Source organism: Pseudomarimonas arenosa (assembly GCF_014841215.1).
Taxonomy (GTDB): Bacteria; Pseudomonadota; Gammaproteobacteria; order Xanthomonadales; family Xanthomonadaceae; genus Pseudomarimonas; species Pseudomarimonas arenosa.
Map to the genome: position 1 here is coordinate 37,786 of NZ_JACYTR010000032.1, position 10,891 is coordinate 48,676.

A 10,891-nucleotide genomic window follows, 5' to 3' on the forward strand; every position below is an offset into this window, starting at 1 on the left:
TCAGGTTCCAATCTCAAACCAGCGCGCGTGGGCAAACCACGCCGCGGCGAGAATCCAAACGATGGTGATCGGGATGAAGATCTTCCAACCCAGACGCATGATCTGGTCGTAGCGATAACGCGGGAAGCTGGCGCGGAACCACAGGAACAGGAAGGCGAACACGAAGGCCTTCGCAAACAACCACCAAATGCCGCTTTCCGACAGGAAGCCAAGTCCCCAGCCCTGGAACGGACTAAGCCAGCCGCCCATGAACATGATGGCGGTCAGGAAGCTGACCAGGATCATACTGGCGTACTCTGCCAGGAAGAACAGCGAGAACGCGGCGCCAGAATATTCCACGTGGAAGCCGGCAACGATCTCCGATTCGCCTTCGGCGACGTCGAACGGTGCGCGATTGGTTTCGGCCACGCCGGAAATGTAGAAGATCACAAACAGCGGGAACAGCGGCAACCAGAACCACTCAAAGAAACCAGCATCACCGGCCTGCGCGTTGACGATCTCGGTCAGGTTCAAGCTGCCAGCGGCAACCAGCACGCCGACCAGGGCAAAACCCATTGCGATTTCATAACTCACGACTTGTGCGGCGGAACGCAGTGCGCCGAGGAACGCGTACTTGGAGTTCGAGGCCCAGCCGGCGAGGATCACCCCATACACGCCCATCGAGGTCATCGCCAGCAGGTACAGCAGGCCGGCGTTGGCGTTCGAGATCACCACGCCATCTTCGAATGGAACCACGGCCCAGGCAGCGAAAGCCGGAGCCAGGGAAAGCACCGGAGCCAAACGGAACAGGAAGGTATTCGACTTGGTCGGAATCACCACTTCCTTGAACAGCAGTTTGAACACGTCGGCGAACGGCTGCAGGATGCCGGCGCCGACATGCATGGGCCCGTGGCGCACGTGCATCCAGCCGATTACCTTGCGTTCCCACAGGGTGTAGAAGGCGACCGCCAAAATCAGTGGCACAGTGACCGCAAGGATCTTCAGCAGGGTATAGACCAGCAGCAGCAAGGTTTCCATCAGCTCAGGCCTTGTTGACAGACAGCACATGACCGGTGCCGGCCAGCGCTGCGGTAGCAGGATGATGCGATTCGATCCACACCGAGCCGCGGGCGACGCCAGCGTCGATCACCACCGGCAAGGTGGAAGTACCGAGCGGATCACTGACCTTGGCCATGGCACCCTGACTCAGTCCGCGTGCCAGCGCGTCTTCCGGATGGATGCGCAGCTCGGCGGGACGCGAAAGCGGATGCGCCTGCAGCGGAGCTGCGCGACGGACGACGGCATCGCAGCCATAGATCGGTGTGGTAGCGATGCGTTGCAAGCCCTCACCATTGCTGTGGCGTTCGCCCAATTCACTGCCACGTCGTGCAGCGTCGCTCTTCGCTGCAGGCAACTCGCTGAGCTCGTTGAAATCGAAGCCAGCCAGGCCCAGCTGCTCACCCAGGGCACGCAGCACGCGCCAACCGGCACGCGCCTCGCCGGGTAGCTTGGCACCGGCTTGTACGGTCTGCGTTTCACCGGTGGCATTGGTGAGACTGGCATTGATCTCAGGCAGCAGGCCGATCGGCAGCAGGACCTGGGCAAGATCACGCAGCGTGTCGTTGGCATAGGCGGTGAAGGCCACGACTTGCTTGGCTTCGGCCAATGCGCCCAAGGCATTGCCACAGGCGATATCGAGCGCCGGCTCAATACCATAAAGCAGATAGCCAGCTCGTGCGGAGTCAATCATGTGCTTGGCATCGAGACCGCTCGGCTCAACACCGTGTTGCGACAGACCCAGGGCATTGGCGCCGGCCCAGAGCTGATTGATGCGGGCGCCGCAACAGCGCGCGATGTAGCCCAGCAGCTCGCGTACCCAGGCACCGTCGACGTGATTCAAGGCCAACTCGCCGACCTGGATCAGCGGACGCTCGGCCTTGCTCAGCGACTCGGCAAAGGCGCTCGCTTCCGCATCCGCCGACGCAGCAGAAATTGCCGACGCCAGGCCGGCTGGCGGGGCTTCCCTACCCTCACTCAGCTGCTTGGCGACCGCCAGCAGAAAATCGACCAGCGCACTCGGCGAGCGCACCACGTCGGCACTCAACTTGACGTTATGATCGAACGACACCGCTCCGACGGAGAGAATCTTCGCACCGGCTTTCCAGGCCTTGCGCACGCGATGGCCAAGAATCGGCGCTTCCCAACGCGCATGGCAGCCGACCAGAGCCAGCACATCGGCCTGCTCGATATCGTTCAAATTGGCAGAAAACGCCTGCGGGCGCGGGTCGTCGCGGAAATCGCGAACCTGGATTCGGTAGTCGATATTGCCGCACTTCAAGCCCTTGGCGAGCTGGGCCAGCAACTGACCTTCTTCGTTGCTGGTACTGGGGTGAACCAGGATGCCCAGTTGCTCACCACTGGCAGCGCTGAGTGCATCGGCGGCCGCCTTCAGCGCCGTCGGCCAATCCACCGTCTGCCATTCACCGCCACGCTTGATCATCGGTGCCTGCAGACGATCATCGCTGCGCAGGCCGGTATGGCTGTATCGATCGCGATCCGACAGCCAACTCTCGTTCACCGATTCATTGTCGCGCGGCACACAACGCATCACTTCGCCGCGACGCGTATGCATGAACAGGCCGGAACCCAGCGCGTCGTGATAGCCGATGCTCTCGCGCGCAGTCAGCTCCCAGGCGCGAGCGCGGAAACGGAACGGCTTGTTAGTGAGCGCACCGACCGGGCAAACGTCGATCACATTGCCCGACAGCTCGCTCTCGATGGTCTTGCCGATATAGGTGCCAATGCTGAGATTCTCACCGCGACCCATGCCGCCGAGGTCCATGGTGCCGGCGATTTCGGTACAGAAACGAACGCAGCGCGTGCAGTGAATGCAGCGCGTCATGTCGGTGGCAACCAGCGGCCCCATGTTCTCGTCGGCTACCACGCGCTTGCGCTCGGTGAATCGACTCACCGAACGGCCATAGCCCATGGCTACGTCCTGCAACTCGCACTCCCCGCCCTGATCGCAAATCGGGCAGTCCAGCGGGTGATTGATCAGCAGAAATTCCATCACGTTGCGCTGGGCATCGAGCGCACGCTTGGAGCGTGTGTAGATCTTCATGCCTTCCATCACCGGCGTGGCGCAGGCCGGCATAGGTTTGGGCGCCTTCTCGACGTCGACCAGGCACATGCGGCAGTTGGCCGCGATCGGCAATTTGTCGTGGTAGCAAAAGCGCGGGATCGGCACGCCGGCTTTGTCAGCGGCATGGATGATCATCGATCCTTTCGGCGTCTCCATCGCGACGCCATCGATCTCGACATTCACCATTCCGGGCGCGGGTTGCTGTGGCGCGGCGCTCATGCGGCTTTCCCCATCTGCTGGTCGACAATCGACCGGCCGTTCTTGATGTAGTACTCGAATTCGTCCCAGTAGTGACGCAAGAAGCCCTGCACCGGCCAGGCGGCTGCTTCACCGAAGGCACAGATGGTGTGCCCCTCGATCTGGCCGGCGGCGGCCTTCAGCAGGTTCAGATCGTCCAGCGTGGCCTTGCCATCGACGATGCGCGACAGCACGCGGTACATCCAGCCGGTGCCTTCGCGGCACGGCGTGCATTGACCGCAGCTTTCCTTGTAGTAGAACTGCGAGATTCGACGGCAGGCCTTCACCATACAGGTCGTTTCATCCATGACGATGACCGCGCCCGAGCCCAGGCCCGAACCGGCCTTTTGCAGCGCGTCGTAGTCCATGGTGAGACCCATCATGGTGTCACCCGGCAATACCGGCATCGAAGAGCCGCCGGGAATCACTGCCTTCAGCTTGCGACCACCGCGCACGCCGCCGGCCATCTCGAGCAGATCCTTGAACGGTGTGCCCAGTCGGACCTCGAAGTTACCCGGATTATTGACGTGACCGGACACCGAGAACACCTTCGGCCCGCCGTTGTTCGGCTTGCCCAGGTTGGCAAACCATTCGGCGCCGTTGCGGATGATCGCCGGCACCGAGGCGAAGGTTTCGGTGTTGTTGATCGTGGTCGGCTTGCCGTAGAGGCCGAAATTGGCCGGGAACGGCGGCTTGTAGCGCGGCTGGCCTTTCTTGCCCTCCAGCGACTCCATCAGGGCAGTTTCTTCGCCGCAGATGTAGGCACCAGCGCCCAGAGCGCTGTACAAATCGACATCCACGCCCGAGCCAAGGATATTCTTGCCCAGCCAGCCCTTTTCGTAGGCCTCTTTCAGGGCCTGCTCAAAGCGCTCATAGGGTTCATGGTGAAACTCACCGCGCATGTAGTTGTAGCCGACGGTGGAACCCATGGCGTAGCAGGCAATCGCCATGCCTTCGACCAGTGAATGCGGGTTGAAGCGCAGGATGTCGCGATCCTTGCAAGTTCCCGGCTCGGATTCGTCTGAGTTGCACAACACGTACTTCTGGCCCGGCGAATTGCGCGGCATGAAGCTCCACTTCAGTCCGGACGGGAAGCCGGCGCCACCGCGACCGCGCAAACCCGACGCCTTGACCATCTCGATCACCTGCTCCTGCGGGATCTTTTCGGTGAGGATCTTGCGCCAGGCCTGGTAGCCAGCGGCTTTCAGATAGTTGTCGTAGGTCCACGGCTCCTCAAAGTGAAGCGTGGTGTAGACGACGTTGTGTTCCTGCGGTACCGGGCCGTACGCCATGGCTCGTCCTTATTTCAGACCGTCGAGGATCTGATCGACCGATTCGGTCGTCAGCTTCTCGTGGTAGTGGCCGTTGACCACCATCATCGGGGCGCCACAACAGGCGGCCAGACACTCTTCTTCGCGCTTCAGATAGACCCGGCCGTCAGCCGTGCTCTCGCCGAGCTTGATGCCTAACTTCTTCTCGCAGTGGGCGACCAGATCTTCCGCGCCATTCAACCAGCAGGAGATATTGGTGCAGATCGCCACATTGTTGCGACCGACCTGCTGGGTTTCGAACATCGAGTAGAAGGTAGCGACTTCGTAGGCCCACACCGGCGGCAGATCAAGGTACTTGGCCACCGCAGCAATCAACTCGTCGGTGAGGAATCCGTCGTTCTGATGCTGTGCGGCGAACAGGCCTTGAATCACCGCTGAGCGCTTGCGCTCGGGCGGAAACTTGGCGACCCAATGATCGATCTCATGGCGCGTGTGCTCGCTGAGCACGACGTTTGGATCAACGTCTTTCACCGCCTCGAAGTTGCCAGTGGCCTTCATATCTATCCTGCCTTAACGATCGATTTCGCCGAAGACGACATCGTAGGTACCGATCATCGCCACGACGTCGGCCAGCATATGGCCCTTGACGATCGCATCCATCGAAGAAAGGTGGGCAAAGCCCGGTGCACGCAGCTTCAAGCGGAACGGCTTGTTGGCACCGTCCGAAATGATGTAGGCAGCGAACTCGCCCTTCGGCGCTTCGACAGCGGCGTACACCTCACCTTCGGGAACGCAATAGCCTTCGGTGAACAGCTTGAAATGGTGAATCAGGGCTTCCATGTCGTCTTTCATCTCTTCGCGAGACGGCGGAACGACTTTGAAGTTCCTCGGCATCACCGGACCTGGATTCTTGCGCAGCCACTCAACACATTGTTTGATGATGGCGCAGCTCTGACGCATTTCCTCAACGCGCACCAGATAGCGGTCGTAGCAGTCGCCGTTGACGCCCACCGGAATATCGAAGTCGACCTCGGCGTATTTGGCGTAGGGCTGTTTCTTGCGCAGATCCCAGGCGATGCCGGAACCACGCAGCATCGGGCCCGACATGCCCCAGGCCTTGGCCATCTCGGGCGACACCACACCGATACCGACGGTGCGCTGTTTCCAGATTCGGTTGTCGGTCAGCAGGGTCTCGTACTCATCGACCCGGCGCGGAAAGTCGGCGCAGAACGCGTCGAGGAAATCCAGCATCGACCCCTCGCGCCAGGCATTCAGCCGTTTGACGTCCTTGGCCTTGTGCCAGGGCGACTCACGGTACTGCGGCATCTGATCCGGCAAGTCACGATACACCCCGCCCGGACGGTAGTAGGTGGCGTGCAGACGCGCGCCAGATACCGCCTCGTAGCAGTCCATCAACTCTTCGCGCTCGCGGAAGGCATACAGGAACAGGGCCATGGCGCCGAGATCAAGGCCGTTCGAGCCAATCCACATCAAGTGATTCAGGATGCGGGTGATCTCATCGAACAGCGTGCGAATCCACAGTGCTCGCTCGGGAACTTCCAGACCCAGCAAGGTCTCGATGGCGCGCACATAGGCGTGCTCATTGCACATCATCGACACGTAGTCCAATCGATCCATATAGCCAATCGATTGGTTGAAGGGCTTGGATTCGGCCAGTTTCTCGGTACCGCGATGCAGCAAGCCGACGTGCGGGTCAGCGCGCATCACCACTTCGCCGTCCATCTCCAGCACCAGGCGCAGCACACCGTGCGCGGCAGGATGCTGCGGTCCGAAGTTCAGGGTGTAGTTGCGGATCTCTTGCATGCTTTACTTCCCTGCCTCGGCGCGGGCCTGGTCATAGCGCGAATCTTCGCGCACCACGCGCGGCACCAATACACGCGGTTCCACGCTGGTCACCGGCTCGTAAACCACACGACCCTTTTCTTCGTCGTAACGCACTTCAACATTACCGATCAGCGGGAAATCCTTGCGGAACGGATGCCCAACGAAGCCGTAGTCGGTAAGGATGCGGCGCAGATCGGGGTGACCTTCGAAAACGATGCCGAACAAGTCGAAGGCCTCGCGCTCGAACCAGTTCAATCCCGGCCAGATCGACACCAACGACGGCGCGATCGGCAAGCTCTCGTCATTGCAGAAGGTGCGCACGCGCACACGCTGGTTGCGTGCCACCGACAGCAGGTGCAGAACCACAGCAAAGCGACGTGCATTGCCTGTCTTGCGCGGCCGGCTGGCCCAGTCGAAGCGCCCCGGGCCCTGCCCTTCGACGCCGCGGGAAAAGCCTTCGTTGGATACCTCATCGGTATCCCACTCGTCGTCGCCATAGCTCAGGTAGTCGACACCACAGAGATCGACGGCGGTGTCAAACATGAACTCACTGTCATCGCGCAACACGCGCGCGACTTCCACCCAACTATCGACGGGGACTTCCATCGTCGCCTCGCCGTGCTGCAGCTTCAGCGAGACCTGTTTTTCTTCGAAGCGCGCCTTCAGTCGTTCGACGAGCGCGGAGGCGTGTTCGGCCATGGGGTGGCAACCTCGGGGTTAGCGAGCGATGGTGTTGGTGCGGCGAATTTTTTTCTGCAACTGCAAGATGCCGTAGATCAATGCTTCCGCGGTGGGCGGGCAGCCCGGCACGTACACATCGACCGGCACGATCCGATCACAGCCACGCACCACGGCGTAGGAATAGTGGTAGTAACCGCCGCCATTGGCGCAGGAGCCCATCGAGATCACCCATTTCGGGTCGGGCATCTGGTCGTAAACCTTGCGTAGCGCCGGGGCCATTTTGTTGACCAGGGTGCCGGCGACGATCATCACATCGGATTGCCGTGGACTGGGGCGGAACACCACGCCATAGCGATCGAGATCGAGGCGCGAGGCGCCAGCGTGCATCATTTCGACCGCACAGCAGGCCAGACCAAAGGTCATCGGCCACATCGAGCCGGTACGCGCCCAGTTGACCAGGGTGTCGACCGACGTGGTGACGAAGCCCCGCTCAAGCAGCGGATTGTCGCCTTCCGGACGGAGGATGTCGTCTACGCGACCGATCGGTTCAGGGTTGTGGAAAAACTGCGCGATACCCATGGCTCACTCCCACTCCAATGCGCCTTTTTTCCACTCGTAGACAAAGCCCACGACCAGAATGCCGAGAAAGATCGCCATGGCGATGATCGCCGTCAGCCCGATTTCCCGGAACACCAGTGCCCAGGGAAACAGGAAGGCGATTTCCAGATCAAAGATGATGAACAGGATGGCGACGAGGTAGTAGCGCACGTCGAACTTCATGCGCGCGTCTTCAAACGCTTCGAAGCCGCACTCGTAGGGCGAGAGCTTCTCGCCATCGGGCCGCTTGGGGCCCAGCAGCCAGCCGACCGTCAACAACACGATACCAAGACCGGTGGAGACGATCAGGAACAGCAGTACAGGAAGGTATTCTGCCAACACGGTGGAATCCCTTGGCCCTCTCGGGCGCATCCTTGCGGTCGTCGGCGACGACCCCGTTCTAATTGGTGCCCAGAGCGGGACTCGAACCCGCACAGCTTGCGCCACTACCCCCTCAAGATAGCGTGTCTACCAATTCCACCATCTGGGCAAAACTTGTTTGGCTTGCGCCGGTTTGCAGCCGCGGCATTGTATCAGCCCGGCTGCGAAACTGCCGAGCGATTACTTGTCGGCTGCTTCGCTTTCTTCCGCCTGCGGAGCCTCATCCGAGGCGGCCTCAACCGGATCCTCGGCGGATGCCGGCTGCGCAGCAGCAGGCTCAGCCTGCGGCAACTCGCCATTGCTCGGCAGCGCGGGCACGGCAGGCTCAGCCGCCGGCACTTCTTCGAACTGGCCCATCACGCCGAGATCGTCGGTGGACGGCGCTTCATTGGCACGATGACTCGCCAGCATTGCCATGCCCAGGCTGATCACGAAGAACAGCGTGGCCAGAATGGCGGTCGACTTGGAAAGAAAGTTGGCTGAGCCGCGGGCGCCGAACACCGTTGCGGAAGCGCCACCACCAAAACCGGAGCCAGCCGCTGCACCTGCGCCGCGCTGAAGCAGGATCAGCACCGTCATCGCGATTGCGATAAGGACATAGGCCACGTTGAGAAAAGTATTCAGCATTGTCCGTCAGACCGGGTCAGACCGCGCCGCTCAAGCCGCGGCAATGATCTTTAGAAAATCATCGGCGAGGAGAGAAGCCCCGCCCACCAAGCCGCCATCGACGTCCGGCTGCGAAAACAGCTCGGCGGCATTGGCGCCTTTTACACTGCCGCCATAAAGGATCGGCAGCAAGCCCGCAATGTTAGCATCGTAGGAGGCAACTTCGCTACGGATAAATGCGTGCACATCTTGCGCCTGCTCCGGCGTGGCGGTTTTGCCCGTGCCAATCGCCCACACTGGCTCGTAAGCCAGCAAGGCGTTCTCGAACGCCGCCGGGCCACCGGAACGCAACACCGGCTCAAGCTGCTGCTGCACCACATACTCGGTCTGGCCGGCTTCCCGCTGGGTCAAGGTCTCCCCAACGCAAAGCACCGGGATCAGGCCGGCTCGGCGCGCCGCCATGAACTTCTGCGCCACCAGCTCACTGCTTTCGCCCTGGTACTGACGCCGCTCAGAATGTCCGACCAGCACGTAGCGGGCGCCAGCGTCGATCCACATCCGCGCCGAAATCTCGCCGGTGTAGGCCCCCTCTTCATGCGGCGAGACGTCCTGGCCACCAAAAACCAGACCGCTGGAGGCATAACGCGCTGCCAACTCGGCCAGCAGGGTGCTTGGCGGGCAGATCAGCACCTCAGCGGCCGGCTGGCCCATGCCGGCGACGATAGCGTCGAGCAGCGCTTGCGCTGAGGCGCGGCTGCCGTTCATTTTCCAGTTTCCGGCGACGATCTTGCGGCGCATTGAACATCCTCCTGGGCTGAGCGGCAGGCCGCGACAGCGACGTACCTGAGGGCGCGCAGAATACGCCGCCCGCGCGCCGTGTCTCAAGTCCGCCGCAATCTACGCAGGACTTGGCATCGTCGACCAGCTTGTTGATCATCCTGCCTCGACCTGATGTGGAGAGCAGCATGAGCATCCCCCGCGGCTTTGCCTTGATCACCGGCGCCTCTGCCGGCATAGGTGAAACCTTCGCCCGCCAGTTGGCACAAGCGGGACACCCGCTGGTGCTCTGCGCCCGACGTCGCGATCGCCTGGAAGCGCTGGCGGCCGACCTTAGCCAGAAAGTGCGTTGCGAGATCGTGGTCGCCGACCTCGAAGCACCTGACTCAGCGGAGCGACTGGCCGAGGAACTTGAGCGGCGTGGGATCGAGGTCGGCTATCTGGTCAACAATGCCGGCTATGGCGTGCCGGGCGAGTTCCTGAGCAAGGATTGGCAGGTGCACCAACGCAGCCTGCAACTGATGCTGACCGGCGTATGCGAACTTTCCTGGCGACTGCTGCCAGGCATGCGCCAACGCGGTTTTGGCCGAGTGATCAATGTCGCCTCGCTGGCGGGCCACCTACCTGGCTCGGCAGGCCACACCTTGTACGCCGCCATCAAGAGTTTCCTGATCAAGTTCAGCCAGTCACTGGCGCTGGAGAACGAGACCCATGGCGTCAAGGTCATGGCGCTTTGCCCCGGCTTCACCTATTCGGAGTTTCACGACGTCACCGGCACCCGAGGGCAGGTTTCGAAGATGCCAAGCTACATGTGGATGACGGCCGAGGACGTGGTGCGCGATGGCCTGCGCGCGATCGAACGCGGTGAGATCGTGCACATCAACGGTCGCCTTAACCGAATGATTGCGCGTCTGTTCGCCTGGCTGCCCAGCGGCCTGGCGCTGCGACTGATCCGCAAGCAGTCGAAGAACTTTCGCAAGCTGTGATGCAGGCACTCGCGGGCGCGGCGAAGGAGCCGACGCTCGCATGGTGCACCGAGGCGCACCCTATGGTTAAGTTGGGACAGGGTGCGCCTTGGCGCACCGAATGCCGCCCACCGGTGCGAATCGCTCCGGTCGTGGAACACTAGCCCGGATATTTCATGAGGGGGCGCGGATGATCACCGAGGACTTTGCGTCGAGTGCAAGGCGCGACGAGCCCAAGTGGTGGGCCCACTTGGGCGTGAAGCAACGCCGCAATCGGCGCAATCGGCGCAATCGGCGCAAAGGACCTCAGGGCGAATGCCCTGCGTAGCCGCGCAGCGGCCGAATGAGGGCCGTGCCAGCGCCGAAAGATCGCGAACACTCTGTTATCTCAACACCATCGGTCGAAACTC

General features: G+C 61.6%; 11 protein-coding genes and 1 tRNA gene. 1 reads left to right on the forward strand and 11 read right to left on the reverse strand.

Annotation, left to right across the window (positions count from 1 at the left end; all coding sequences use genetic code 11):
• From nuoH to tpiA, 11 genes are all read right to left on the reverse strand, one after another.
• Window positions 1–1,017, reverse strand: coding sequence for an NADH-quinone oxidoreductase subunit NuoH (nuoH, locus tag IFO71_RS13880; RefSeq protein ID WP_192030248.1), 1,017 nt, complete (start codon window positions 1,015–1,017; stop codon window positions 1–3).
• Window positions 1,018–1,021: 4 nt separating this feature from the next.
• On the reverse strand, window positions 1,022–3,340 hold the full coding sequence (gene nuoG, locus IFO71_RS13885; RefSeq protein WP_192030249.1) for an NADH-quinone oxidoreductase subunit NuoG: 2,319 nt from the start codon (window positions 3,338–3,340) through the stop codon (window positions 1,022–1,024).
• Window positions 3,337–4,650, reverse strand: a complete 1,314-nt coding sequence (gene nuoF / locus IFO71_RS13890; protein ID WP_192030250.1) for an NADH-quinone oxidoreductase subunit NuoF — start codon at window positions 4,648–4,650, stop codon at window positions 3,337–3,339. Before nuoF ends, nuoG begins: the two co-directional genes overlap by 4 nt.
• A 9-nt stretch (window positions 4,651–4,659) precedes the next feature.
• A complete protein-coding gene (gene nuoE / locus IFO71_RS13895) occupies window positions 4,660–5,187 on the reverse strand; it encodes an NADH-quinone oxidoreductase subunit NuoE (RefSeq protein WP_192030251.1) in 528 nt (175 codons plus the stop codon).
• Window positions 5,188–5,199: 12 nt separating this feature from the next.
• Complete coding sequence (locus tag IFO71_RS13900) at window positions 5,200–6,453, reverse strand: NADH-quinone oxidoreductase subunit D (RefSeq protein ID WP_192030252.1); 1,254 nt, start codon at window positions 6,451–6,453, stop codon at window positions 5,200–5,202.
• Between the two features lie 3 nt (window positions 6,454–6,456).
• The gene (locus tag IFO71_RS13905; RefSeq protein WP_192030253.1) at window positions 6,457–7,173 is read right to left on the reverse strand and encodes an NADH-quinone oxidoreductase subunit C; all 717 of its coding nucleotides are present in this window, start codon (window positions 7,171–7,173) and stop codon (window positions 6,457–6,459) included.
• An 18-nt stretch (window positions 7,174–7,191) separates the two neighbouring features.
• Complete coding sequence (locus IFO71_RS13910; protein WP_192030254.1) at window positions 7,192–7,734, reverse strand: NuoB/complex I 20 kDa subunit family protein; 543 nt, start codon at window positions 7,732–7,734, stop codon at window positions 7,192–7,194.
• A gap of 3 nt (window positions 7,735–7,737) precedes the next feature.
• Window positions 7,738–8,094 (reverse strand): NADH-quinone oxidoreductase subunit A, encoded by a 357-nt coding sequence (locus IFO71_RS13915; protein WP_192030255.1) that lies wholly within the window; start codon window positions 8,092–8,094, stop codon window positions 7,738–7,740.
• 63 nt (window positions 8,095–8,157) lie between these two features.
• Window positions 8,158–8,242, reverse strand: a tRNA-Leu gene (locus IFO71_RS13920).
• 71 nt (window positions 8,243–8,313) lie between these two features.
• Window positions 8,314–8,760 (reverse strand): preprotein translocase subunit SecG, encoded by a 447-nt coding sequence (gene secG, locus IFO71_RS13925; RefSeq protein WP_192030256.1) that lies wholly within the window; start codon window positions 8,758–8,760, stop codon window positions 8,314–8,316.
• Between the two features lie 30 nt (window positions 8,761–8,790).
• Window positions 8,791–9,537 carry a triose-phosphate isomerase gene (tpiA, locus tag IFO71_RS13930; RefSeq protein ID WP_192030257.1) on the reverse strand — a complete coding sequence of 249 codons (747 nt, stop codon included), beginning with the start codon at window positions 9,535–9,537 and terminating at the stop codon, window positions 8,791–8,793.
• 167 nt (window positions 9,538–9,704) lie between these two features.
• On the opposite strand from tpiA, the gene IFO71_RS13935 reads away from it, so the two are divergent.
• Window positions 9,705–10,502: an SDR family NAD(P)-dependent oxidoreductase gene (locus IFO71_RS13935; RefSeq protein WP_192030258.1), complete on the forward strand. Its 798-nt coding sequence runs from the start codon at window positions 9,705–9,707 to the stop codon at window positions 10,500–10,502.
• Window positions 10,503–10,891 lie beyond the last annotated feature (389 nt).

Coding starts and splice junctions, on each gene's coding strand:
- nuoH (WP_192030248.1), bottom strand. CDS start 1,017: ATGGAAACCTTGCTGCTGCTGGTCTATACCCTGCTGAAGATCCTTGCG.
- nuoG (WP_192030249.1), bottom strand. CDS start 3,340: ATGAGCGCCGCGCCACAGCAACCCGCGCCCGGAATGGTGAATGTCGAG.
- nuoF (WP_192030250.1), bottom strand. CDS start 4,650: ATGGCGTACGGCCCGGTACCGCAGGAACACAACGTCGTCTACACCACG.
- nuoE (WP_192030251.1), bottom strand. CDS start 5,187: ATGAAGGCCACTGGCAACTTCGAGGCGGTGAAAGACGTTGATCCAAAC.
- IFO71_RS13900 (WP_192030252.1), bottom strand. CDS start 6,453: ATGCAAGAGATCCGCAACTACACCCTGAACTTCGGACCGCAGCATCCT.
- IFO71_RS13905 (WP_192030253.1), bottom strand. CDS start 7,173: ATGGCCGAACACGCCTCCGCGCTCGTCGAACGACTGAAGGCGCGCTTC.
- IFO71_RS13910 (WP_192030254.1), bottom strand. CDS start 7,734: ATGGGTATCGCGCAGTTTTTCCACAACCCTGAACCGATCGGTCGCGTA.
- secG (WP_192030256.1), bottom strand. CDS start 8,760: ATGCTGAATACTTTTCTCAACGTGGCCTATGTCCTTATCGCAATCGCG.
- tpiA (WP_192030257.1), bottom strand. CDS start 9,537: ATGCGCCGCAAGATCGTCGCCGGAAACTGGAAAATGAACGGCAGCCGC.
- IFO71_RS13935 (WP_192030258.1), top strand. CDS start 9,705: ATGAGCATCCCCCGCGGCTTTGCCTTGATCACCGGCGCCTCTGCCGGC.